General features: G+C 63.4%; 25 protein-coding genes, 1 tRNA gene and 2 pseudogenes. 20 read left to right on the forward strand and 8 right to left on the reverse strand.

Annotated features, from left to right (window positions below; genetic code table 11):
• The first annotated feature begins 95 nt into the window (after positions 1-95).
• The 16 genes and pseudogenes from C7449_RS09570 (at position 96) to C7449_RS22065 (ending at position 13,592) form a co-directional block, all read left to right on the forward strand.
• Positions 96-494: a RidA family protein gene (locus C7449_RS09570; RefSeq protein WP_108002547.1), complete on the forward strand. Its 399-nt coding sequence runs from the start codon at positions 96-98 to the stop codon at positions 492-494.
• 200 nt (positions 495-694) lie between these two features.
• Entirely contained in the window at positions 695-1,045 is a 351-nt protein-coding gene (locus C7449_RS09575) for an ethanolamine utilization protein (RefSeq protein ID WP_108002548.1), read from the forward strand.
• A gap of 310 nt (positions 1,046-1,355) precedes the next feature.
• Positions 1,356-2,558: a glycosyltransferase family protein gene (locus C7449_RS09580; RefSeq protein ID WP_108002549.1), complete on the forward strand. Its 1,203-nt coding sequence runs from the start codon at positions 1,356-1,358 to the stop codon at positions 2,556-2,558.
• A 12-nt stretch (positions 2,559-2,570) separates the two neighbouring features.
• Positions 2,571-3,815: a glycosyltransferase gene (locus tag C7449_RS09585; protein ID WP_108002550.1), complete on the forward strand. Its 1,245-nt coding sequence runs from the start codon at positions 2,571-2,573 to the stop codon at positions 3,813-3,815.
• Positions 3,815-5,011: a glycosyltransferase family protein gene (locus tag C7449_RS09590; RefSeq protein WP_108002551.1), complete on the forward strand. Its 1,197-nt coding sequence runs from the start codon at positions 3,815-3,817 to the stop codon at positions 5,009-5,011. Before C7449_RS09585 ends, C7449_RS09590 begins: the two co-directional genes overlap by 1 nt.
• A 262-nt stretch (positions 5,012-5,273) precedes the next feature.
• Positions 5,274-5,384: pseudogene (locus C7449_RS22050) on the forward strand (LLM class flavin-dependent oxidoreductase); the annotation flags it as partial.
• A 134-nt stretch (positions 5,385-5,518) separates the two neighbouring features.
• Positions 5,519-5,725 carry a M55 family metallopeptidase gene (locus C7449_RS22055; RefSeq protein WP_280952471.1) on the forward strand — a complete coding sequence of 69 codons (207 nt, stop codon included), beginning with the start codon at positions 5,519-5,521 and terminating at the stop codon, positions 5,723-5,725.
• A gap of 161 nt (positions 5,726-5,886) precedes the next feature.
• Positions 5,887-6,264, forward strand: a complete 378-nt coding sequence (locus C7449_RS09605) for a nuclear transport factor 2 family protein (RefSeq protein WP_108002691.1) — start codon at positions 5,887-5,889, stop codon at positions 6,262-6,264.
• 11 nt (positions 6,265-6,275) lie between these two features.
• Positions 6,276-6,485: a tautomerase family protein gene (locus tag C7449_RS09610; protein WP_108002553.1), complete on the forward strand. Its 210-nt coding sequence runs from the start codon at positions 6,276-6,278 to the stop codon at positions 6,483-6,485.
• Between the two features lie 167 nt (positions 6,486-6,652).
• A pseudogene (locus tag C7449_RS22060) lies at positions 6,653-6,739 on the forward strand (integrase); the annotation flags it as partial.
• 529 nt (positions 6,740-7,268) lie between these two features.
• Positions 7,269-8,243: a hypothetical protein gene (locus C7449_RS09615; protein ID WP_146165061.1), complete on the forward strand. Its 975-nt coding sequence runs from the start codon at positions 7,269-7,271 to the stop codon at positions 8,241-8,243.
• A complete protein-coding gene (locus C7449_RS09620) occupies positions 8,240-8,791 on the forward strand; it encodes a hypothetical protein (RefSeq protein ID WP_108002555.1) in 552 nt (183 codons plus the stop codon). Before C7449_RS09615 ends, C7449_RS09620 begins: the two co-directional genes overlap by 4 nt.
• Positions 8,792-9,195: 404 nt before the next feature.
• Positions 9,196-9,645, forward strand: coding sequence for a DUF2971 domain-containing protein (locus tag C7449_RS21925; RefSeq protein WP_210204710.1), 450 nt, complete (start codon positions 9,196-9,198; stop codon positions 9,643-9,645).
• 310 nt (positions 9,646-9,955) lie between these two features.
• On the forward strand, positions 9,956-11,125 hold the full coding sequence (locus C7449_RS09630) for an ABC-three component system protein (RefSeq protein ID WP_146165062.1): 1,170 nt from the start codon (positions 9,956-9,958) through the stop codon (positions 11,123-11,125).
• Positions 11,122-11,634 carry a three component ABC system middle component gene (locus C7449_RS09635; RefSeq protein ID WP_108002557.1) on the forward strand — a complete coding sequence of 171 codons (513 nt, stop codon included), beginning with the start codon at positions 11,122-11,124 and terminating at the stop codon, positions 11,632-11,634. The genes C7449_RS09630 and C7449_RS09635 overlap by 4 nt, the downstream gene beginning before the upstream one ends.
• Positions 11,634-13,592, forward strand: a complete 1,959-nt coding sequence (locus C7449_RS22065) for a DUF3732 domain-containing protein (protein WP_108002558.1) — start codon at positions 11,634-11,636, stop codon at positions 13,590-13,592. The genes C7449_RS09635 and C7449_RS22065 overlap by 1 nt, the downstream gene beginning before the upstream one ends.
• A gap of 298 nt (positions 13,593-13,890) precedes the next feature.
• Here the strand turns inward: C7449_RS22065 and C7449_RS09645 are convergent.
• Positions 13,891-13,967 (reverse strand) — tRNA-Arg (locus tag C7449_RS09645).
• 127 nt (positions 13,968-14,094) lie between these two features.
• A complete protein-coding gene (locus C7449_RS09650) occupies positions 14,095-15,255 on the reverse strand; it encodes a M20 aminoacylase family protein (RefSeq protein ID WP_108002559.1) in 1,161 nt (386 codons plus the stop codon).
• A 170-nt stretch (positions 15,256-15,425) separates the two neighbouring features.
• Between C7449_RS09650 and C7449_RS09655 the strand changes: the two genes are divergently transcribed.
• Positions 15,426-16,508, forward strand: a complete 1,083-nt coding sequence (locus tag C7449_RS09655; RefSeq protein ID WP_108002560.1) for a D-alanyl-D-alanine carboxypeptidase family protein — start codon at positions 15,426-15,428, stop codon at positions 16,506-16,508.
• Between the two features lie 13 nt (positions 16,509-16,521).
• On the forward strand, positions 16,522-17,691 hold the full coding sequence (locus tag C7449_RS09660; RefSeq protein ID WP_108002561.1) for a CobW family GTP-binding protein: 1,170 nt from the start codon (positions 16,522-16,524) through the stop codon (positions 17,689-17,691).
• Positions 17,692-17,741: 50 nt separating this feature from the next.
• Here the strand turns inward: C7449_RS09660 and C7449_RS09665 are convergent, their stop codons facing one another.
• The 6 genes from C7449_RS09665 to C7449_RS09690 all read right to left on the reverse strand — a co-directional run bounded on the left by C7449_RS09665 (position 17,742) and on the right by C7449_RS09690 (position 22,469).
• Positions 17,742-18,194, reverse strand: a complete 453-nt coding sequence (locus C7449_RS09665) for a GNAT family N-acetyltransferase (protein ID WP_108002562.1) — start codon at positions 18,192-18,194, stop codon at positions 17,742-17,744.
• Between the two features lie 166 nt (positions 18,195-18,360).
• Positions 18,361-18,606 (reverse strand): sulfurtransferase TusA family protein, encoded by a 246-nt coding sequence (locus C7449_RS09670; protein ID WP_108002563.1) that lies wholly within the window; start codon positions 18,604-18,606, stop codon positions 18,361-18,363.
• Positions 18,603-20,135, reverse strand: a complete 1,533-nt coding sequence (locus tag C7449_RS09675; protein WP_245414334.1) for a L,D-transpeptidase family protein — start codon at positions 20,133-20,135, stop codon at positions 18,603-18,605. Before C7449_RS09675 ends, C7449_RS09670 begins: the two co-directional genes overlap by 4 nt.
• 206 nt (positions 20,136-20,341) lie before the next feature.
• Complete coding sequence (locus tag C7449_RS09680; RefSeq protein WP_108002564.1) at positions 20,342-21,295, reverse strand: acetyl-CoA carboxylase carboxyltransferase subunit alpha; 954 nt, start codon at positions 21,293-21,295, stop codon at positions 20,342-20,344.
• A gap of 74 nt (positions 21,296-21,369) precedes the next feature.
• Positions 21,370-22,323: a site-specific tyrosine recombinase XerD gene (gene xerD, locus C7449_RS09685; protein WP_108002565.1), complete on the reverse strand. Its 954-nt coding sequence runs from the start codon at positions 22,321-22,323 to the stop codon at positions 21,370-21,372.
• Positions 22,320-22,469: a hypothetical protein gene (locus C7449_RS09690; RefSeq protein WP_108002566.1), complete on the reverse strand. Its 150-nt coding sequence runs from the start codon at positions 22,467-22,469 to the stop codon at positions 22,320-22,322. Before C7449_RS09690 ends, xerD begins: the two co-directional genes overlap by 4 nt.
• 124 nt (positions 22,470-22,593) lie before the next feature.
• On the opposite strand from C7449_RS09690, the gene C7449_RS09695 reads away from it, so the two are divergent.
• Positions 22,594-23,172 (forward strand): shikimate kinase, encoded by a 579-nt coding sequence (locus C7449_RS09695; RefSeq protein ID WP_108002692.1) that lies wholly within the window; start codon positions 22,594-22,596, stop codon positions 23,170-23,172.
• A gap of 5 nt (positions 23,173-23,177) precedes the next feature.
• A complete protein-coding gene (aroB, locus tag C7449_RS09700) occupies positions 23,178-24,308 on the forward strand; it encodes a 3-dehydroquinate synthase (protein ID WP_108002567.1) in 1,131 nt (376 codons plus the stop codon).
• Positions 24,309-24,347: the final 39 nt, after the last annotated feature.

The raw sequence follows: 24,347 nt of genomic DNA on the forward strand, positions 1-24,347 counted from the left end.
GGCCAATTTCCCCATCGCGCGACGCCAGTGCGGGCCGGGCTGTCGAACAATGTTCGTCGACATATCCATCCACAACTACGACAAGAGGACGAGAAATGACTAAACGCCAAGCAATCTTTCCCGCAAACAGGCATGCTCTTTACGAAGAACATGGCTATTCCGCAGCGATCCGATCAGGCGATTTGCTTTTTGTTTCGGGGCAAGTCGGCAGCCTTAACGATGGCACACCCGAACCCGATTTGGAACGCCAGGTCCAACTGGCCTTCGACAACCTCAAGGCTACACTCGACGCCGCAGGCTGTACCTTCGACGATGTCGTGGACGTCACGACGTTCCACACGGACCCGGAAAACCAGTTCGCTGCTGTCATGGCGGTCAGGCAAAGGAACTTCACCCAAGCGCCTTACGCGAACTGGACAGCCATTGGGGTGAACTGGCTTGCCGGTTTCGATTTCGAGATCAAGGTCATCGCACGCATACCAGAGAGCAAGTAGTCATAAGGCTCTCACTGATCCGGTGGCATAGCCAATCCACCGCCGAAGCGCATGATTTTCGGTCCCGGACGGGCGGATCGGCCACCGGTTGCCTCAAGGACTGACGCGCGGGTTCCGAGATTCGATCGGGCGTTCCACGTTCACCGCCACAGCTTCGCCACGCTCCAATATCCACAGCCAATAATGAAGGAGACAGTCCTTTGACCATTCACAAGTTTGCCATTGCCGACGCTCCGCTGGAACGCTCGCCGGGGCAGGTGGGCGACATCTTCGTCGGCAACGTCCTCGACCAGCGTCACGGCGGGCCAGTGACGATCGGCTTCGGGCGCTATGGGCCGAGCCAGATCTTGGAGGAGACCATGGCCGTGCACGACACGATGGTGATCCTGGAAGGAAAGATCACCGTCGCCGACGACCAAGGATCGGTGACGGCCGGACCCGGGGAGGTCATCGCCATGCAGAAAGGCGATAAGGTGACGATCCGTTCCCACGAGGATGGTGCTGTGACGGCTTATGTCACCTACCCTCATTGGCAAGAGCCGGACGCTTGAGCGCCCAAGGTGGCGGTGGGGCATGCCGCGAAAGAGGCCCTGGCGCAATGGCGACTTTGAACATGGTCGCTTACGCCTGCCTCCCGGCGATGAGGCGGAGTTCATTCCGCTACCCGAATAGCTGGAGTGATCACAGGTTCCGGCTGGTGCTCTGTGATGCCCATATCCCCATCGCGCGACGCCAGTGCGGCCGGGCTGTCGAACAATGTTCGTCGACATCCATCCACAACTACGAAAAGAGGACGAGAAACACAGGACAATTCAGAGCCGGAATTATTTTACCCATCGGCCATACGATGGTGGTGATCCGATGACACGACGCCTGAAAGACGCCCGGATCCTGATGTACAGCCATGACACGTTCGGCCTGGGCCACCTGCGGCGTTGCCGCACCATCGCCCATTCGCTGGTCGAGGATTTCCGCGGCCTCAACGTGCTGATCATCTCCGGCTCGCCGATCGCCGGCGCCTTCGATTATCGTGCCCGCGTCGATTTCGTGAAGATCCCGAGCGTCATCAAGCTGCGCAACGGCGAATACACCTCGATGGAGCAGCACATCGACCTGCACCAGACACTGAAGATGCGGCAGTCGATCATCCGGCATACCGCCGAAAGCTTTCAGCCGGACATCTTCATCGTCGACAAGGAGCCGATGGGCCTCCGCGGCGAGGTCGAGGACACGCTCGCCTATCTCAAGGCCCGCGGCACGACGCTGGTTCTCGGCCTGCGTGACGTCATGGATGCGCCCCACCTGCTCGACGCCGAATGGAAGCGCCACGATGTCATGGGCAAGATCGCCAGGTATTACGACAAGGTCTGGGTTTACGGGCCCCCGGATTTCTACGATCCGCTGATCGGCCTCGACGTGCCGCCCGTCGTCCGCGCCCGCATGAACTTTGTCGGTTTCCTGCAGCGCCGCGTCTCGGAGGAGCACGAGTCGGGACATCGTCCGAAGGGGAATTATATCCTGGTCACCACCGGCGGCGGCGGCGACGGGGCTGCCCTCATCCATGACGTCGTCCACGCCTACAAGGAAGACCCCGAACTGACGCACAAGGCGCTGATCGTGCTCGGCCCCTACATGCCGGCGGCGCAGCGCCAGAAGCTCGTGCGCAAGGCTTCGAAGATCCCCCACGTCGAGGTGATCGAGTTCGACAATCGCATGGAGGAACTGATCGCCGGCTCGATCGCGGTCGTCGCCATGGGCGGCTACAACACCTACTGCGAGATCCTGTCGTTCGACAAGCCGGCGCTGGTCGTTCCCCGCGTCAACCCGCGCGAGGAGCAGTTGATCCGGGCGCGCCGGGCCTCGAAACTCGGGCTGGTTCAGATGCTGTCGCCGGAGGTGTCGCGCCAACCGAAGGTGCTGGCCGAGGTGCTGAAGGCCCTGCCCGACCGCGCGCCGCCGTCCCAGACCTCACAGGCACTGAGACTTGAAGGGCTGCCGCACATCTCCCAGATCGTCGGCGACCTGCTTGAGACCCGGGACAACATGCGGCTTGCCGTCGTATAAGGCTGAACCAAAGTGACATCACGGAAGAAAATCGCGGTTATCCTGAAGGGCTATCCGCGGCTGTCGGAAACCTTCATCGCCCAGGAACTCCTGGGGCTGGAAAGGGCCGGCTTCGACCTGACGCTCATTTCCATGCGTCATCCGACCGACACCAAGCGCCATCCCGTCCATGGCGAGATCCGTGCGCCCGTGCACTATCTGCCGGAATACCTGTATCAGGAGCCGTTGCGCGTCATTCGCGGTCTCGTCAAAAGCGCCCGCCTGCCCGGCTTCAAGGCCGCCTTCCGCGCCTTCCTCAAGGACCTCCGCCGTGACCTGACGCCGAACCGCTTCCGGCGCTTCGGCCAGGCCGCGGTGCTTTGCGCCGAATGGCCGGCGGGAGTGGGCTGGCTGCACGCCCACTTCATCCACACGCCCGCCTCCGTGACGCGCTACACGAGCCTGATAAACGGCATCCCCTGGTCCTGCTCGGCGCACGCCAAGGACATCTGGACCTCGCCCGACTGGGAACTCGAAGGCAAGCTTTCCCATACCCGCTGGACGGTGACCTGCAACCAGACCGGTTTCGACCGCCTGCGCGGGCTGGCGAACGGTAAAAACCACGTCCACCTCAGCTATCACGGTCTCGATCTCGACCGTTTCGGCCGCTTCGACGGCGCGCATTCGATGCGCGACGGATCGAACCCTGACGAGCCGGTGACGGTCGTCAGTGTCGGCCGCGCGGTCGACAAGAAGGGCTACGACGTCCTGCTCAAGGCACTGTCGCTGCTGCCCGCCAATCTTTCCTGGCGGTTCGTCCATATCGGCGGCGGACCGAATCTTGCGGCGATGAAGCAGTTCGCCGAGACCCTCGGCATCGCCGGCCGGATCACCTGGAACGGCGCGCTCGACCAGCAGGAGGTGCTCGACCACTACCGCCGCTGTGATCTGTTTGCGCTGGCCTGCCGCATCACCCCGGACGGCGACCGCGACGGCCTGCCGAACGTGCTGGTGGAGGCGTCGAGCCAGCGGCTCGTATGCGTTTCGACCAACATTTCCGGCATTCCGGAGCTTCTGCAGGACGGCGAGAACGGCTTGGTCGTGCCCCCGGAGGACCCGAAGGCGCTGGCGGCGGCGCTCGAAACACTGATCCGCGATCCGGCGCTGCGCACGCGCCTGGGTGAAGCGGCTGAACAGCGCGTTCGCGCCGAGTTCGACCACCACACCAGCATCCGGCAGCTGAAGACGCTGTTCGAAACCGAGTGGCAGGCAGCCTGATGAGCGACGTCGAAAAGCCTGCCCCGCGCGTCTTCTTCTACGTCCAGCATCTGCTCGGAATCGGTCATCTCGCCCGCGCCAGCCGCATCGCCCGCGCCCTCGTCGAGGACGGCTTCGACGTGACCATGGTCACGGGGGGAACGCCGGTGCAGGGTTTTCCGGGTCCCGGAATACGGCATGTCGAACTGCCGCCGGTGGCCGCAGGCGATGCCGGGTTCTCGGGCCTCGTCGATCTCGCCGGCAATCCGGTCGACGACGCCTTCCGGGATCATCGCCGCCGCCGCCTGCTGGCCGCTTTTCGCGAAACCACGCCGGACGTCGTCATCATCGAGGCCTTTCCGTTCGGTCGCCGCCAGGTGCGCGTCGAGCTGCTGCCGCTGCTCGACGAAATCGCCGCAATGCAGGAGCGGCCGATCGTGCTGTCGTCGCTGCGTGACATCCTGCAGGAGCGAAGCAAGCCCGGCCGGGACGAAGAAAGCGTTGCGCTTGCGACCAGCCGGTTCGACGGCATCCTCGTCCATGGCGATCCCTCCTTCGCAAGGCTGGAGGACAGCTTCTCGCTGGCGGGCGCGATTGCCGATCGGGTCATTTATACCGGCCTTGTCGCCGCTCCGCCGCCCGCCCCGACGTCCGAGCGCTTCGACATCCTTGTCTCGGCTGGCGGCGGAGCCGTCGGCGCAACGGTGAACGAGGCGGCCATCGCCGCCGCCCGCGCCCTACCGCAAGCGCTCCGCTGGTGCCTGATCGCAGGGCCCAACCTGCCGCAAGCCGCCTTTGACACCGCCGTCGCAACGACGCCGGACAATGTCCACGTCACGCGATTCCGTCCCGATTTTCCGGGCCTTCTTGCAGCCGCGCGGCTCTCCGTTTCGCAGTCCGGATACAACACCGTGTGCGACATTCTTCGCGCCGGCTGCCGGGCCGTCTTCGTGCCGTTCACGGCCGGGGGGGAAACCGAGCAGACCGCCCGCGCCTTGCGCCTGGAAAGGCTCGGGCTCGCCACGGTGGTTTCGGGAAGCACGCTCTCGCCGGAAAGCCTGACCCGGGCGATCGCGACAGCAATGGAGCGGCCGATGCGACCCATCCCGCCGCTCGACCTCGATGGCGCGGCGAAGACCTCGACAATCCTGCGCCGCCTGCTGGCCGGAACCCGCGTATCGGACCTCGCGCGCGAAAGCGCTGCGCCCCAAGTATGAACTGTCGCGATTGGCTGCTATCGTGGCCAGCACCCTGCAATCAATTCGAAAACGCATTTCACTGCGTAATGACGAGGCTCAGGGCTGCGTTTCGATGGCGCGCCTTTTCCGGAGCGTTTGAGATGCTATCGTGATCGCGCAACCGTCACGCCGCGCGGATAGCGACGAGGCCCGCTCGCCATAGACGCGCGTGCAGTAACTTAATTGGCGAACTTATAGATCGTCTCGTGGCTGATCGACACTGGATGGCGCTCCAGCCGCATCCGTCGCTCGCGCCGGTGCGCTTGGCCTTCCGCTCATGGTCGCGATCATCGGCGGCAGCTTCGGACGGTTCCGCCCGCTTGTCGACCTTTACCGTGAAGCCGGCGGACGCACAGCAGTGGCCGCAATTTGATCCTCGACTGGCTCCCCGACTACGCGCAATCGTGCGCGGCTGGTCTGGCCATCCGGACGAAATGATGGTCGGTATCGACGCCGGCTTCGCGGCCGCAATCGATACCGGCTACCATTCCAAGGCAGGCACGGAGTCAATCCGCTCGCCCACACTTCCAATCTGCGCATCTCGCGGCTGCGGCCGGCTACGGCGTGCCTTCGGTCTTCCTCGCTGGCGACGAAGGAATCTGTGCGGAGGCGCGGGCCATGGCGGGGGGCCTTGCGACGGTGGAAACGCTGGACGGAAAGGGGCTTGCATCGACGTCCATCTCGCCCGCCTGATCCGGCGTCTCATCCGAAGTGGTCATCGAGTTCAACACGCCAAGCGAAGCCTATCGCGCAAGCTGGACACAATGCGCCATTGAAAGTCACTGCTACGCGACCAAGCGCACCGGATCACGAACGGCCCGGCGGTAGTCGGAAGGGCTCATGTGAGTGGCGGCGTGAGCGCGGCCTTTCAGCATATCTCAGCGGTCCTCGTGGACTATTTTGACGCTCTGTACTTCTGTGACGTCGAGAAGCTTCAGCGGGTCTTTCACCCGAAGGCGATCTACGCAACCGCTGATGAATCGCCGCTCCTCCATCGCACGATGCAGGAGTACGTACCGGTAGTCGCAGCGCGGCAGTCACCCGCCTCGCGCGGTGAGCCGCGACGTGATCACATCGACGCTATCGATCTAGCCGGTGAGAATACGGCTGTCGCTCGCGTCCGCTGTTCGATCGGCACACGCGACTTCGTCGACATCCTCACGCTGGTGCGAACAGAGGGCGGGTGGAGGATCATCGCGAAAATATTCCAGATCATCGAACGCGAAACCTGAGGAGCGCGATCATGCCTTACGTGAACATCAAGATCACCCACGAGGGCGCGACGCGCGAGCAGAAAGCGGCCCTCATCAAGGGCGTCACGGATCTGCTTGTCGAAGTTCTCGACAAGACTCCAGCGACTACCTTTGTCGTCATCGACGAGGTCGAGTTGGAGGACTGGGGGGTCGGCGGACTTCCAGTCGAACTCTACCGACAGTCGCTCCGCGAGTCGTGAGATTCTCATGGGTTTCACCACTGCGCTTTCACGACAGCTCCCGCTCGCCGTGCCGATTCTATCGGCCATGGCCGGCATTGCCGGAAACGCGCTGGCCTCGGCAGTCAGTCGAGCCGGTGGCCTCGGTCTGATCGGCGGCAGTTACGGCGACCGGGAATGGCTCACGCGGGAGCACCAAGATCGAAAATACTGTTCGGCATTTGGGCGTGGACATCGAGGATGCGCTGGAACTGGCGGAGCATACGGAGATTTGAAAATGTGCGGCCCCGCATCAAGCGGGGTCGTGCGTCTCGGCACAAGCGGCTATGCGCCCTCATTTCAGTCATTGACGCGGCCTTGGCGAGTACCGAAAGCAGACCTTTTGCTTTGGTCGGCGCTATGACCGAAATGGGTGTTTTCCGACTGCCCGAATTGGTGGGTTGCTGATAGAGCGCGCGCTGGTACCGGCCAGTCGTCATCGGCGTCGCCCGAAGCAGCGGCCGCTTTGCCCATGCCATGGCGTCCGGAATGCTCGGTTTTGGCAAGCTTCGCCTCCCCGCGGCAGCTTCGGTCGCGCCGCGGTCAGGGTTAGCATGGACGCCTTCTGGACGATCAGACGCCGGGCCATCGCGCCGGGCCCCTCAAGGATGTACCGGTTGCCATGGAACTTCACGCTGCACTTGGTCGCGACAGCGACCTTCCCCTCTTCGGCGGCAGGCTTTGCCTTGGGATTCGGCATTGGGGACCGCCTTTCCTGTCGACACTATTCGATGGTCCGGGGCCGGCGGAGAGAAGGAGAAGCCATTGCAAAGAGTCGCGAAGCGGTTAGGGTTCAGCCGGGACGGGGGGAGCAACGCCTTGAGAGCATCCAAGATTACCGCAGTCGATTTTTTCGATGACCTAACGTCGAGCTACGCGAGGAAGAGGTTCTTCGGCGGATTTAGTGTCCTGATCGCCGTCTGCATACTGCTTACTTGGGTCGCCGAGGCGAACTTCACTTGGCCTATCGCGAAGGAGATCGTGGTCGCAGTCCTCATCGAAATCGTTGCAGGTTCCCTGATTATCCTCGCCTTTTACGCGCTCTACGTTTACTTCATCGGTGCGAACAAGGCGGTGCGCGAAGTGAACGTGACTAGGCCGCAGGACATTGGCGAACGCATGCGAGCGCTACCGCTAGACGTGCGGTACTACATGTTCTGGGGCAGATCCGGATCGTTCTTCCGCGCGTATCCTTTGCTGGAGCTGGACAGGCAGGCTCGCGAGAACAAGCGTAACATCGCGGTTGACGTCCTTCTGCCCGATCCCGACGACGAGCGCTTGGTCAAGTCCTACAGGGACATTATGAAGTCGCTCGGCGAGGATCCGGGCGACAATCCGCTCCTGCCGAACGTTCTGGCGACCTGCATGACCTGCGCGATCCTGGCCTCGAACAACAAGCACCTCGAGATCAAGGTCCACCTGTCGCAGTTCCTTCCAGCCTTCCGCGTCGACCTTTCTGACAACGGCGCGATCCTGACGCAGGACGACAAGAAGAAATCGGCGCTCTATTTCGACTACGGCTCTGAGTTCTGGGACATGTTCCGGAGCACGGTTGCCAACGAGCGGGACGTGTCCCGCGCGGTCGCCTGGGACAAGGAAGCATTCGCGGGCCTGAAGCTCGAAGAGAAGAGCTGCAATGCGCAGACCCTCAACTCGTTCGGGATCAAGGTCGACAACGTCGACGCTATCCAGCAGGAGGTGGCGCGGTTGATCACAAAACGCCCGCACCGCTACGGATGAAGGCGCTGATCGAGGCGGCGGACAGGGTTCGCGAATTCCGCCTGCATCCATTGGGCTTCTTTTACCTTCAGGACGGCGTCGGCGAAGGGCGGGCGCAGCGCGTCCACGTCTGGCTTCCCGGTGGGCCGGACCGGCCAGAGAACGACCGCCACCAGCACTCCTTCGATATCGAATCCTTGGTGGCCGTCGGACGCATGCGCAGCGAACTATTCAGCTTCGAGGAGGAGGAAGGCGGCCGCGAGGTCGAATTCGCGGTCACCTACGATGGGAAGGCTTCGATCCTGTCGCCTTCGGGAAGAAGGGGGTGGCTGCTTCCAATCGCGTCGTTCGAGACGATTACAGGCGCCACCTATCGGCTCGAGGCAGGCGTTATCCACCGGGTATCGGTGACTGAGAGGCCTTGCATCACTCTGGTACAGACACAGGAACGGCACATCCCGATCTTCTCCTACGGTCACGAGGACGAGGCCGCCTTCGACCGGCGGCTATGTACCGAGAGCGAGGCCGAACGAATCCGGTGTCAACTAATGGATACGGCGGGACGATAATCGAGACGCAGATCACTGGAAATCGTCATTCCAGGAGTGGAGCTTTGCGGTCTTTCTGTCGCATGTTACCGAGGACCAACTCGAAACTGCGCCTTACGTAAGCTTTTCTGAAAATGGGAGATTATAGTGCGCACGATTGGCGATACTGCAGCCGAGGGCAACGAGACGTTATGGAAATACTTTCGTTTTGAGCGCTTCCTCTCAACGCTCGCGGAGAGCCGGATCTATTTTGCATCGGCTAACAGTTCATCGATCCGTTCGAAGGCGCCGTCGCCGTCCAATTGAACGTTCCGCCGCCTGATCCGCGCTACGCCGAAATGGAGAGCGTGGAGCACGCCTTCTTCCAACTCAAACGGTTGACCAAGATAAGCTGCTGGCACCGTGCAGCCTATGAGAGTGACGCGATGTGGAAGCTCTACGCCGGAGAGCACAAGGGCATTGCGATCTGCACGACGCCCGATCGCATGCGCGCCGCCTTCAAACCCTTCCGTCTCAAACCGGATTATGGTGTCGAAGATCTGTGGGGTGGTCCGGTCCAATATGTCGACCTGACCCAAGTCCGCATGCGCGACGTCGCCATGCTCGACCGGTTCTTCTTCAAACACAGGGCTTTTGAATGGGAGCGGGAGTATCGGCTCGCAATCTCCGTTCGAACGGCCGAGGAATTCGGCGTCCGGGCCCCTGAGCACGGCATCCTTGTCGACGTCGATCTTCCCACCTTGGTTGAACGCATCGTGCTCGGCTCAACCACAACCGAAGCGGAGCGCGCCACCGTCGCTCAACATGTGGCAGCAGCCGGGCTAAGCGATCGCCTTAAGCTTTCCACCCTTCTCGGCCAACCGCGCTATGTCTGAGACACAGCAAGTAGGGACCAGAGCATGCCGAGGCCCACCAGAATGATATCTTACTCGGACACCGCACTCGCGCGGCTGTTGCTGGCCATGATTGTGACATTCCGTAGTGCCGGCTTTCGGACAGCAAAACCGGACATCCAGCATACGGCCATCGTGCAGATCGAATCCGAGCAAGTCTTCGCGGCCCTTTGAATTTTAGCTTTGTCTGTCGGCAGCTATCGGTCTTGCAATGTGAGTTGCGCTTGACTTTCATGAACTAATCTTTTGATTCAACCTTGGGGAGTAGTCGGCATAGACCGGGAGGGGTTGAATGAATGCCAAAGTCAAGCCAGCCAAACATAGTGCCGCTGGGCCTTACCTCGGTTTTGCTCTTCAGCCGGTGCGGGCCTTTCATCACCTTCTGACAAGCCCGCGCGGATCATCGGTATCTTTGGAGTTCCAGGACGATGTTGCAGTCCATTATCCAAACGGGTCTCTCCGTCTCGAACAGACGAAAAGTGCGCTCAAACAGAATCCGATCGCGGATTGGGCGCCGGATCTCTGGAACACATTCCACAACTGGTTGAAGATGCTTCAGTCCGACGCGATCAAGGCGGATGCGACCGAATACCGCCTCTATGTAGCGCCGCCGAAAGCTGGAGCCTTCGTAGAAGCACTCACCGCTGCTACCGATGCTGCCGCCGCCAAGTCCATCACCGCAATCATACGCTCGAAGCTGGCGAAGCTGAGAAAAGACCCGGCTTGCCTAGAAAAGCTGCAATCCTTCCTCAATGCCACGGAGGAACAGCAGACAGCGATCATCACCAATTTTGCGCTGGAACCTTCCGCGGCTGATCCGCTCGAAGCGATCCGGGATATCCTGCGGCCAAGCGTCGCTGACATTCATCTCGACATCCTAATCAAATCGGGAATTGGCCAAGCCAAGCAGGCCTATGACCGCCTCATTCAGCGCGGCGAAATACCAATCCTTGGCGTGGACGCATTCCGGAAAGAGTTTCATGCGTTCGTCCGGCAGAACAACATGCCCGGCCTCTTGACATCGCTGGCCGCGGCGCCAGACGACACGCTGGTCGCGGATTTTGCCTCCACACGGCCGTTTTTCATCCGACAACTGGAGCTAGTCGAGGCGACCAATGATGACCTTCTGCGTGCGGTAAGCGACTATCTGCGAACTTCAGCGGACAAGGCCGATTGGGCTGATCGCGGGCTGATCTTTACAGGAAGCCTCGACACCTGGGACGATGACCTCGTACGGCGGCATCGTATGATTCGCGGGGACATCGCCGATCTACATGGCGACAAGTCGGCGACGACCCGGGGACGGCTTGTCTATCGCCAATGCGCGCAACATCAAGCCCCTCTCGAAGGCCGGGCCGTGCCCGGGCATTTTGTGCACGGCAGCTTCAACGACCTTGCCGACCGTCGGTGGATCGGGTGGCATGGCGACTTCGAGGCGCTGCTCGACGGTGACGTCCAATGACCCTGGCTGCTGTGCGTGCGGACCTAACAGAACTCGAGATAGTCCAGAATCCAGCCATCGGCGCCTATCTGATCTGGAACTTCGCGCTCGGGTACCAGGAGGACGGAACCGCTTCCGTCTCTTTCTCGCTTGCCTTTCTTGTGCTTCCGATGCTGTTGCATCGCCCAACATTCGACGAGGTGGCCGCAACGCGCAAAGCGTCTGGTCTCCCGCTCTTCGCAGCCAAATTCGACAAGGAGCGCGAGGCCCTGATGGAGTTGCACGGTCGCGCGTTACAACTCCGCGCGCTCAGCCTCCAGTCTATCGGAGTGGCGGCCACCTCGCGGATCATCAGGATTGACTATGAGCACGCGACGCTGCGCGCCCATTCCCTCGATCTGCTCGGCGTGAAAAAACCGAAAATCCCAGAGCGATTGAATGGCTTTTCGAGCGCCGCCGACAAGCTCGGTGCCTGGTTCTCCAAGCTTGCCATCCCCCAGATCGCATCAACACTCAGGATCGACTTCTAATGTATTTCCAATTGAGAAAACTGATCCTGTGGCCGCGGCACGATGGAGCGCCGCGGATCGTTGAGTTTCACCCGGGTGTCGTGAACGTTATCAGCGGCGCGTCGAAGACCGGCAAGTCTGCAGTTATCCCTATCATCGACTATTGTCTCGCTGCGGACAAATGCGCCATCCCCGTCGGCGTCATCCGCGAGAACTGCAACTGGTTCGGCGTACTGATCGACACGATCGAAGGGCAAAAGCTTCTTGCGCGCCGCGAGCCAGGAGATCAGCAAAGCACCAGTGACATGGTGATGATTGAGGGTGACAAGATCGAGATCCCGAACCGCATCAAGGAGAAGACCCATACTGCGGCAACGGTCAAGGCGATGCTCAATCGTCTCGCGGGCCTTACCAGTCTCGACTTCGAGCCCGATTCCGAATCGAACTTCAAGTCGCGGCCGAGCTTTCGCGACTTAATGGCGTTCACCTTTCAGCCGCAGAACATCGTCGCGAATCCCGACGTCATGTTCTTCAAGGCGGACACGACCGAGCATCGCGAAAAGCTGAAGACAATTTTCCCGTATATTTTACAAGCGGTTACAGGCGATGTCCTGCAGTCCCGTTTCGAACTCGACCGACTGAGCCGGCTCTTGCGCCGCAAGGAGAATGAACTCCGTGCGCTGATGTCAGCCGGCAATGCCTGGCGGCTCGAGGCGCAGTCCTGGCTGAGGCAGGCGGTCGAGTTCGGCCTCCTGCCTTCTGAGGGAGGGATTCCAACTGAATGGGCCGACATCGTCGATCTCCTCCGCGCCGTCGTCGAGGCCAATAGCGAAGCGGCGCATCCCAAGCTTGCCGGGATCGATGCCGCCCTCACCAGACTACAGGAACTGCGGACCAACGAGACGGCGGTTGCGGCTGAACTCACGCAGCTCAGGCAACGGCTGAGCGAGCTAAGGCGTTTGATCGATAGCAGCGACGCCTATGGCAGTGCGCTGCGCATTCAGCGTGACCGCCTCGCCCTTTCCGATTGGCTCAAACAACTTTCTTCCGCTGATGGTCCGCAGGACCCAGTCGCACTGCTTGCAGATGGAGATCGCAGCAAGATCGAGCAATTGAGCGACGCGTTGGCGGCGCTTGAGGTAAGGCTTCGGACACACCCGAGCATCTCCGATACGCTCGACAAGGAGGTCCTACGGCTCCGGGGCGCGGCAGAGAACGTGCTCGTTCGCCTAAACGAGATCCGCCAGGAAATCGGTATGCTTGAACGCAATTCGGTGCAAGCCAAGCAGGCGATTGACCGGTTCGATCGGATGGAGCGCTTTCTCGGCCGCCTTGAGCAGGCGCTCCTGCTCTATGACCGCACTGACCAGTCTGCAGGGCTGCGTCAGGATATCGACGGCATCAAGCAGCAGATCGAGGAACTGCAGAGGCGTGTCTCTGAGACCGAGATCGCCCGAAAGTTGCGCAACGCTCTTGACAGTATCGAACTAACCACTGGCCGCCTCATTCCTCAGCTTGACGCTGAATGGCCGGATGCACCGGTGCGGCTGATGATCGCCGATCTGACCGTGAAGGTCATTCGAGGTACGCGCGACGACTTTCTATGGGAGATCGGCAGCGGGGCCAATTGGCTTGCTTACCATGTTGCATTGACGCTCGCGCTCCAGCGGTTCTTCCTTGATCTGCCGCACCACCCGGTCCCGGGTCTGCTAATCTACGACCAGCCAAGCCAAGTCTATTTCCCTCGCCGCACGGCGGGTGAGGAGGCGTCCGATCCCGTCTCCTGGCGCGACGAGGATGTGGTCGCGGTGCGCAAAGTGTTCTCGTTGCTCGGACAGCAAGCAATTGCCGCTAGGAGGCGCCTCCAGATCATCGTGCTCGATCATGCTGATGAAGAGGTCTGGGGCGACCTGGAAGGCGTCGTCCTCGCGGAACAATGGCGGGATCAGGCTCTCGTACCCTATGATTGGCTGGGCTGACGAGAGACCCCATTTGCCTACCGAATGTCCGCTATTCGAGTTTCCTTCCCGAAAGTTGCCTGTGGGCTTTCGGCCCAAATCGGCCTTTCATGCAAGCCGAGCCAATGACCGCAAATGGCACGAAGCGGACAACGCCCGATCGCCAATTCGCCAGCCCCTCTTATAACACAGCATGTTGCATTGCATGTTGCATGGAGCAGCCGTCATCTTGTTGAAATGCCTGAAAATCAATGGAAGCATGTTGCAGCGGAATGCGACACGCTGCGAAACAAATTAACGGCTAAGCGCCTGATTTTAATGGTGATCCCGCCGCGATTCGAACGCGGGACCCCCAGATTAGGAATCTGGTGCTCTATCCTGCTGAGCTACGGGACCACTGACAGCACCCATACAAAAGCTGGGGGCTCAAGCCAAGTGTTTTTGGCCCGGCCGCCCGGCAATTCGCCACGTCGCAGCCGGGCGCCGGCGACGGGCGACTGGTCGGCCGTCCGCCGCGGAGATTTTACGCCGCCAGGCGGGACTCGGCCAGCCTGACCCAGTAGCTGACGCCGTGCGGGATCGCCTCGTCGTTGAAGTCGTAGGCCGGGTGGTGCAGGCCGGCGGTGTCGCCGTTGCCGACGAAGATGAAGGCGCCGGGGCGGGCCTGCAACATGTAGGCGAAATCCTCGCCGCCCATCATCGGGTCGAGCGCGGCGTCGACGTTGCCGCTGCCGGCGATCTCCGAGGCGATCGCCACAGCGTGGCCGGTCTCGTCGTCGTGGTTGACGACGACCGGATAGTTGCGCTGGTAGCGGACGGCGATTTCCGCGCCGTTCGCCGCAGCAATGCCGGCGCAGAGCTGGCGCATGCGGGCTTCCGCCTCCTCGCGCAGCGCCGGGTTCAGGGTGCGTACCGTGCCCGCGATGTTGGCGGTCTCCGGGATGACGTTGTGGGCGAAGCCGGCATTGAACTTCGTCACCGAGACGACCAGCGAGGCGATCGGATCGGTGCTCCGGGAGACCAGCGTCTGCAGGGCGGTGACCAGCTGCGCGCCGATGACGATGGGATCGATCGTGCGGTGCGGCTGGGCGGCGTGGCCGCCGCGGCCGGTGACGGTGATGTCGAACTCGTCGGTGGCGGCCATGATCGGACCGGGGCGGGTGCCGAACTGGCCGACCGGCATGCCCGGCATGTTGTGCATGCCGTAGACCTCGTCGATGGCAAAGCGCTCCATCATGCCGTCCTTGACCATTTCGTTGCCGCCGCCGCCGCCTTCCTCGGCCGGCTGGAAGATGACGGCGACATTGCCGTCGAAGTTGCGGGTCTCGGCCAGGTATTTCGCCGCGCCGAGCAGCATTGCCGTGTGGCCGTCATGGCCGCAGGCATGCATCTTGCCGGGTACCGTCGAGGCCCAGGGCTTGCCGCTTGTCTCGGTGACCGGCAGCGCGTCCATGTCGGCGCGAAGCCCGATCGTGCGGCCCGGGCCGCGGCCGCGGATCAGCCCGACGACGCCGGTGCGGCCGATGCCGGGCACCACCTCGTCGACGCCGAATTCGCGCAGCTTGTCGGCCACGAAGCTGGCGGTCTTCTCCACGTCGTACATCGTCTCCGGATGCCGGTGGATGTGGCGGCGCCATCCGGCGATCTCGTCCTGCATCTCGGCAGCGCGGTTCAATATGGGCATGCGCGTTTCCTGTCACCGTTGCGGCCGAAATCGGCCTGGATTGCATCGAGGGCCTTTGCCATCAGCCTGCCATATAGGCTAAATAGGCGGATCGATCGAGACAACTCCCGACATCCGAGGACAGGCACTTGCAGATTACCGGACGATTGATTCGCCGCAAGACGGCACGCATGGGGGTAGCCGTCGCGCTCGTCTCCGCGTTCCTGGCAACTGCGGCGATGGCCGAAGGCGGGCCGCGCCTTCTGGTCGACGTCAACTCGCTGAAGGTGATCGAGCATCGGGATGCCTTCCGGAAGTGGTATCCGGCCTCGCTGACCAAGCTGATGACGGCCTATACGGTGTTTCGCGCCATCAAGGCCGGCGAGATCACGCTCGAGACGCCGGTGGTGATGAGCAAGACCGCCGCCGCCGAGCCGCCGAGCAAGATGTATTTCAAGCCGGGGCAGGCGCTAACCCTCGACAGCGCGCTGAAAATCATGCTGGTCAAGTCGGCCAACGACGTCACGGTGGCGATCGCCGAGGCCGTCGGCGGCTCCAAGCAGGCCTTCGTCAACCGGATGAACGCCGAGGCCGCCCGCATCGGCATGACCTCGACGCACTTCGTCAATCCGCACGGCCTGCCCGGCAAGGGCCAGTACACGACCGCCCGCGACCTTGCGGTGCTGGCCGTGATGCTCAAGCGCGAGTTCCCGCAATACGCGCCCTATTTCGCGCTGGAAGGTTTTACCACCGGCAAGAAGCAGTACCCGAACTTCAACATGCTGATCGGCCGGTTCGACGGCGCCGACGGGATGAAGACCGGCTTCATCTGCGCGTCGGGCTTCAACCAGGTCTCGTCCGCCACCCGCAACGGCCGCAGCGTCATCTCTGTCGTCCTCGGCGAGGAGAGCCTCGGGGCGCGCGCCGACGAATCGGCGCGGATGCTGCAAAAGGGCCTGACGGAACGCGGCGGCGGGCCGACGCTCACCGGTCTGGTGCCCTATGGCGAGACGGCCGAGGTGACCGACATCTCCCAGGAGATCTGCAACAAGCATGCCGCCAAGGTGCGCAGCGAAGGCCGCGACGAGGCGGGCCGGCAGAAGCTCTTGTCGCCCTTTATCACCGAGATGAACCGTCCGCCGCGCTTCGTCTTCGCCGGGCTGATCTCGGGCGGCGCCACGAAGGCAGGCGCCAGCGAGCAGGCTTCGGTCGGGGACGGCGGCGAGGCCACTGCCGCCAACATCCCGATTCCCGTCCCGCGCCCAACCTTCTGAGCAGGAAGCGACCATGTCTTCGGCCGATCGCACCGTGCCGGTCTCGATCCTGACCGGCTTTCTAGGCGCTGGAAAAACGACCCTTCTCAACCGGCTGCTCAAGCATCCGGACCTGACCGACACCGCCGTCATCATCAACGAGTTCGGCGAAGTCGGGATCGATCACCTGCTGGTGGAGCGGTCCGGCGACGGCATCGTCGAGCTTTCCGACGGCTGCCTGTGCTGCACCATCCGCGGCGAACTGGTCGATACGCTGGCCGACCTGATGGATCGCATGCAGACCGGCCGCATCCGGCCGCTGAAGCGCATCGTCGTCGAGACGACCGGGCTTGCCGATCCGGCCCCGGTCATCCAGGCGGTCATCGGCAATCCGGTGATCGCGCATTCCTTCCGGCTCGATGGCGTCATCACGCTCGTCGATGCGGTGAACGGCCTATCGACGCTCGCCGCCCATCCCGAATCGGTCAAGCAGGCGGCCGTCGCCGACCGTCTCGTGCTGACCAAGGCGTCGCTCGCCGACGAACGTGCGGTCACGGCGCTGCGGCAGGCGCTGGTCGAGCTGAACCCGAGGGCCAGGATGATCGACGGCGACGATCCGGCCGAAACCGGTCCGTCGCTGCTGGCCTGCGGCCTCTACGATCCCGCCTCGAAGATCGCCGACGTCGGGCGCTGGCTGAACGAGGAAGCAAACCTCGAGGCGCACGACCACGCCGCTCATGGGCACGATCATGACCACGACCACGGCCACGCCCATCATGACGGGCACCATGCCCATGCGCATGCGCACGACGTGACACGGCACAGCGCGGCGATCCGCTCCTATGCGATCGTGCACGACCGGCCGATCGATCCGATGGCGCTCGACATGTTTGTCGATCTGCTGCGCTCCGCCCACGGCGAGAAGCTGTTGCGCATGAAGGCGATCGTGGCGCTGTCGGACAATCCCGAGCGGCCGCTGATCCTGCATGGCGTGCAGGCGGTGTTCCATCCGCCCGAGCGGCTCGCCGCCTGGCCGGACCCGTCCGACCGGCGCACGCGCATGGTGCTGATCACCAAGGACCTTCCGGAAGCCTTCGTGCGCGATCTGTTCGATGCCTTTGTCGGCACGCCGCGCATCGACCGGCCGGACCGGGCGGCGCTCGAGGACAACCCGCTGGCGGTGCCGGGCCTGCGAATGCGCTGAGGCGGCCGGAGGGCCAGACAGGGCGGCCCGTTCGCCGCCCTGCCGAACGCTCAGGCCGTGAGGCGCATCCGGGCGTTTTCGAACGGCAGCTCCTGGTCATCCATCGCGCGCCTTGAGAGCTCCTCGAATCCGAGGCGCCTGTAGAAGCCGTACGCCTGCGCGTTGGCGGTGTAGACCTCCAGGTCCAGCTCGCCCTTCAGCTTCAGGGCATGGTGCACCAGCGCCCGGCCTGCGCCGAGCCCCTGCCGTTCCGGGGCGACGAACAGTCCGCCGATGAACGTGCCCAGCAGGCTGATGAAGCCGACAGCCTCCTGCCGGTGGCAGGCGACCCACGTCTCGGCCATCGGGAGGTAGATCGTCTCGACCTCGACCCGCTGCTCCCGCAAGCGCTTCTCACCGATGAAGGGATGGGCGCGAAGGGAGGCATCGAACCAGATGGCCGAAAGTGTTTGAAGGTCCGCCGCCTCGTCATAGGCGCGGATGGAAAGCTCCACGTTTTTCATGATTTTTCCGTTAGATTGAATGCACAGATCAGCGCCCACGGGCGCTTGGCGACACCGCGACAAAGCGGGCTCAGTTGGGGCTTCTGTGCATCAATCTCCTTCTGTCGGAGCAGGCGCCATAGCGCCTGCGATAGCAATAGTCCAGGCCGGCAGCGAACCTGTCGCGCTAGGCTCCCTTGCGGATCAGGAAGCGATGGCCGGTCTCGACCTTTTCGGTGGTGACCAGGGTGTGCCCCTCCTCGCGGCAGAAATGCGGAATGTCGATGACCGCCAAGGGATCGGTCGTCTCGATCCACAGCGCGGCGCCGGCCGGCAATGCGGCCAGCCGCTTGCGGGTCTTCAGTACCGGCAGGGGGCATTTCAGCCCCTTGAGATCGTAGACCTCGACCGCGTCTGGTCCGTCGGGGCTCATTGTTTCTTCCAGAATTTCCAGAACGGCGCCTTCCCGGTCGTGCTGGCATCGGCGGTCGCCTGCGATGATGTCGGGACAGAGATAGCTTCGGCGCTTGCCGCGTCCGCCGGCGCGTCCTGCCGAACCGGCTGCTGCGCCTGCTGCTGGCCGGCGTTCGCGGCCGCGCCGCTGGCCGTTGCCTCGGGCTGGGTTGCGGCCTGCACCGGCTGGTTGGCTGCCGTTGTGGTGGTGGCGGTCGCCGTACCTGATGCGCCGGAGGCGGCGGTGCTCTTGCTCGACCAGAGCCGCCAGAGCGGTTTTCTCGCCGCCTCGGCCTCGGCCTGGGCTGCAGCGAAGCCGGGATTGCTGGAGGGCACCGCCACGCCGCCGGTCGCGCCCGCCGCGGCCTGGCTGGCCTTCTGGGCGGCCACGTCGTCGGCCAGCTTCTGCAGTTCGGCGGCCTTGCGGGCTTCCTCGTCCTGCTTCGCCCTCTCGGCCATCTCGATCTTGCGCTGCGCTTCCTCCTCGGCCCGTCTCTTTTCCGCCTCGATGTCGCGCAGGCTCATCAGCTTGCCGGCGTCGATCGAGTTGCCGGTCGGCGCATAGGCGAGATCACGACCCTTGCGCTTGTCGGCCACGATCGCCTTGCGCTGCGCCTCCGACGGCTCAAGCCAGACCGTGCCTTCGTACTTCTTCATCGCCTTGGCGTATTCGGCGGCATAGGTCTTTTCGTGGGCGTTCAGCGCCACCTGCAGCGAAGCGGGCGTGGAGATCGCCGGGCACTGGGCCGCGCCGGTGAAGATGTCGCCGTCGGCGGTCTGCTGGTTGAAGACGTATTTCTGGTCGCAGACCGCGACTTCCGGCGGGCGCTTGGTCACCTGGAAGTGGTCGTAGCCGACCTTCAGCATCTTCCAGAATTCGATGTTCGGGTTGTCGCGGTGGCGCGCCATGTTCTCGGCGGTCATGCGGAACGGAAAGGCCTGGAGCTGGATCGTCTTCTGGCCGCCCTTGAAGGCGTCGCGGGCGAAGGCGAAGATCTCGATCATCTGCTCGTCGGTCATCGAGTAGCAGCCCGACGACGAGCAGGCGCCATGGATCATCAGGTTGGTGCCCGAGCGGGCGTTCGCCTGGTCGTAGCGGTTCGGAAAGCCGGTATTGATCGCCAGGTAGTACTGCGAATTCGGGTTCATGTGCTGGGGGCCGAGCGGGTAGAAGCCCTCCGGCGCCTGCCGGTCGCCTTCCTTCACCTTGGGGCCGAGCTTCCCGGACCAGGCGCAGATCTGGTAGCTCTTGACCATCTGGAAGCGGTTGGAACGGTCGGCCTTCCAGACCTCGAGCGTGCCTTCCTCCTTGAAGATCCGCAGCATCACCGGCGCGCTGCGATCGATGTTCAGCGACGCCATCTTGGCGACGACCTGGCCGGACAGCTGGTACTGCGTCTTGTTGGAGACCTTCCGCACGTCGACGCCGACGGTATCCAGCGTGTCGTTCGTGCAGCCGGCGGCGGCCACGGCGATCAGGGAAACAGCGGCGATAACCTTAAGGCGCATGGCGTCGGGTCCATTCTTCCGTGCACTTCATCCGCACCAGCGGGCGGACGCGGAATCATACCCGTTTATACTTAACCAAGCGTTATCCGGGAATCTTCGCGCTGCTTTCGAACTGTGGATACGCCTGAGACCACGGGAATATGTCCAAGATTTGGCCATATTCCCGCACCCCTGTGCAAAACCGGTGTATCGATGCGAAATTCGGCCTAGAGTTGCCGGCCGATGTTGAGGTAGCGCTGGCGCCGGTCGCGGCGCAGCTGGTCGCCGGGCTTGGCGGAGAGGTCGCGCAGTGCCTCGGCAACCACGTTGCCGGTAGCCGAGATCACCGCCTCCGGGTCGCGATGGGCGCCGCCGATGGGCTCGGGGATGATGCCGTCGATGATGCCGAGCGCCTTCAGGTCATCGGCGGTGATCTTCATGTTGCTGGCCGCTTCCTTGGCGCGGGTCGAGTCGCGCCACAGGATCGAGGCCGCACCCTCCGGCGAGATCACGCTGTAGATCGCGTGCTGCAGCATGTAGACGCGGTCGCCGGTGGCGATCGCGATTGCGCCGCCCGAGCCGCCTTCGCCGAGCACGACGGAGACGATCGGCACGCGCACGTTCAGGCACATCTCGGTCGACCGCGCGATCGCCTCGGCCTGGCCGCGCTCTTCGGCGCCGATGCCCGGATAGGCGCCGGCGGTATCGACCAGCGTGATGATCGGCAGGCCGAAGCGGTCGGCCATCTCCATGACGCGGATCGCCTTGCGATAGCCTTCCGGCCGGGCGCTGCCGAAATTGTGCTTCAGGCGCGACTTGGTGTCGTTGCCCTTCTCCTGGCCGATGATGGCGACCGACTGGCCGCGAAAGCGGCCGAGGCCGGCCTGGATCGCCTCGTCCTCTGCGAACTTGCGGTCGCCGGCCAGCGGCGTGAATTCGTCGAACAGCTTGGCCGCGTAGTCGAGAAAGTGCGGGCGCTGCGGATGGCGGGCGACCTGCGTCTTCTGCCAGGGCGTCAGCTTGGCGTAGATCTCGACCATCGCTTCGCGCGCCCGTGCCTCGAGCCGGCCCACCTCGTCGGACGTGTCGATGCTCTGGTCCTCTTCGGCCAGCTTGCGCAGCTCATGGATCTTGCCTTCGAGGTCGGAGATGGGTTTTTCGAAGTCGAGGTAATTATGCATGAGATGCGTTTCCGATCGTTTGCTCCAACGGGTCCGCCACCCGTTTGCCGGGCGACGGCGGCGGAATGGTGGCTCTAATCCGGCTTTTTTGCCTGTTTGGCAAGGGGGTGATGGTCCTGCACAAGCCGGTGCAGGCGTTCTTCGAGCACATGCGTGTAGATCTGCGTGGTCGCGATGTCCGAGTGGCCGAGCAGTTCCTGCACCGCCCGCAGGTCGGCGCCGTTCTGCAGCAGATGGCTCGCAAAGGCATGGCGCAGCACGTGCGGAGACAGTGTTGCCGCACGAATCCCCGCCCGCGAGGCGAGCGCCTTCAGGTCGCGGGCGAACACCTGACGCGGCAGGTATCCCTGCTTGCCGGCGGAGGGAAAGAGATAGGGGCTTTCCTCCGCATCCTCCTGTGCCGCGACGTGGTCGGCAAGGGCGGCGCCGTAGGCCTGCAACGCCGTGACTGCCGTCCGCGACAGCGGCACCAGCCGCTCCTTGTTGCCCTTGCCCTTGATGACGAGGAACCGTCCGTCCTGCGAAAGCACGGTCGCCGGCAGCGACACGAGTTCGCTGACGCGCATGCCCGTGGCGTAGAGCAGTTCGACCAGGGCATGCATGCGCAGCCGCGGCAGGCGATCGGCGCCCGCGGCCCTTGCCTCCTCTTCCGCAAGCGCCAGCAGGCGCGTCACGTCGTCGACGGAGAGGGTCTTCGGCAGCGAACGCTCCTTCTTCGGCGCGTCGAGGATTCCCGTCGGATCGTCGCCGCGCAGGCCCTCGGCGTAGAGGAACTTGTAGAACTGCCGGAGCGCCGAGAGCCGGCGGGCCTGCGAGGAGGCCTTGAGGCCCTGCCGCGCCAGGTTTCCGAGATAGGCGCGCAGGTCGTCCGCGGTCGCCTCGGTCATCTGCACCTGCCGCTGCAAGAGGAATGAGCGCGCATCTTCGAGGTCGCGCTCGTAGGAGGAGAGCGTATTTGCCGCAGCACCGCGCTCGGCGCTCATCATCTCAAGAAAGGCCTCGATCCGGCTCGCCGAACGGTCGGTCATGGTTGCGGGTTCACCCGCTCGGAGGGAATGCGGATGGTGACGTCCCGTTCGCGCGGCTCGACGAAGGTGACGAGCGCGACCATGATCCCGTAGATCGTTGCGGCGACCACCGCACAGAAGAACAGGAAGCGGAAGAGGGTGGGCATCGAGCACTCCGTGGAAGCTGCGCTCTATATCGCGCCCCGGCGCCGCCAGCGCAAGGCGCAGCCGACACTTGACGCTTCATCCGCTTTTGCAGATACGGAAGAGAACAGCAACCGGAACGCCCCGATGAACGGCCTGATGGAAATATCCTCACCGGAACTCGTGAGACAAGCACGGGCGGCGCTCGGCTCGCGCAATCTCGTGCTGGTCGGGCTGATGGGGGCCGGCAAGTCGGCGATCGGCCGGCTGGTGGCGCAGGCGCTCTCCGTGCCGTTCGTCGATGCCGACCACGAGATCGAACGGGTCTCGCGCATGTCGATCTCCGATCTGTTCGCACGCTATGGCGAAGACGAGTTCCGGGCGCTCGAGGCGCGCGTCATGAAGCGCCTGCTCAGAAGCGGGCCGCGGGTCATTTCCACCGGCGGCGGCGCCTATATCAACGAGCGCACCCGCCGGCACATCAAGCGCGGCGGGCTGACCGTCTGGCTCAAGGCGGATCTGGACGTGCTATGGGAAAGGGTCAACAAGCGCGACACGCGGCCGCTGCTGAAGACCGAAAACCCGAAGCAGACGCTCGAAAACCTGATGAACGCGCGCTATCCGATCTATGCGGAGGCGGACCTGACGGTTCTATCCCGCGACGTGAGGAAGGAAGAGGTGGTCGAGGACGTCCTGGCCGCCATCGCCAGCACAATCGGAAAGTGACCCGCATGACCAGTCCTGCTTCCGCCGCCCGGCGCACCGTCCGTGTCGATCTCGGCGAGCGCTCCTACGACATCCTGATCGGCCCGGGCCTGATCGCCTCGGCAGGCGCCGAGATCGGCGCGCGCCTCAAGGGCTGCCGCATCGCCGTCGTGACCGACGAGCATGTCGCTCCCCTCTATCTCGAGCCCTTCCTGAGCTCGCTCGCTGACGCCGGCATCGAGGCGGTGTCGCAGGTCCTGCCGGCCGGCGAAAAGACCAAGAGCTTCGAGCACCTGATGACGGTGTGCGACGCCGTGCTCGGCGCGCGCATCGAGCGGGGCGATGCCGTCGTGGCGCTCGGCGGCGGCGTGATCGGCGATCTCACCGGCTTTGCGGCGGGGATCGTCCGGCGCGGCTCCCGCTTTATCCAGGTGCCGACCTCGCTCCTCGCCCAGGTCGATTCGTCTGTCGGCGGCAAGACCGGCATCAATTCCCGCCATGGCAAGAACCTCATCGGCGTGTTCCACCAGCCCGACCTGGTGCTGGCCGATACCGGCGTGCTGGACACGCTGTCGCCGCGCGAGTTCCGCGCCGGCTATGCGGAAGTGGCGAAATACGGGCTGATCGACAAGCCGGACTTCTTTGCCTGGCTGGAGAAGAACTGGCGCGACATCTTTTCGGGCGGCGAGGCCCGGATCGAGGCGATCGCCACCAGTTGCCAGGCCAAGGCTGACGTCGTTGCGGCCGACGAGCGCGAGACCGGGCTGCGCGCGCTCCTCAACCTCGGCCACACCTTCGGCCACGCGCTGGAGGCGGCGACCGAATACGACAGCGCCCGCCTCGTCCATGGCGAGGGCGTCGCCATCGGCATGGTGCTGGCGCACCAGTTCTCGGCCCGCATGAACCTCGCCAGCCCCGACGACGCACGCCGCGTCGAGGCGCATCTGAAGGACGTCGGCCTGCCGGTGTCGATGGATGCCATCCCGGGCGGCCTGCCGCCCGTCGAGGTGCTGATGGAGGCGATCGCGCAGGACAAGAAGGTGAAGTCCGGCCGGCTGACCTTCATTCTCACCCGCGGCATCGGCCAGTCGTTCGTCGCCGACGATGTGCCGGCCTCGGAAGTGCTGTCGTTTCTGAAGGAAAAGCATCCGCGATGAGTTCGGGCAGGGACATGCTGCGGCGGCTTTGCGGGCTCC

The sequence above is a fragment of the Mycoplana dimorpha genome (genome assembly GCF_003046475.1).
Taxonomy (GTDB): domain Bacteria; phylum Pseudomonadota; class Alphaproteobacteria; order Rhizobiales; family Rhizobiaceae; genus Mycoplana; species Mycoplana dimorpha.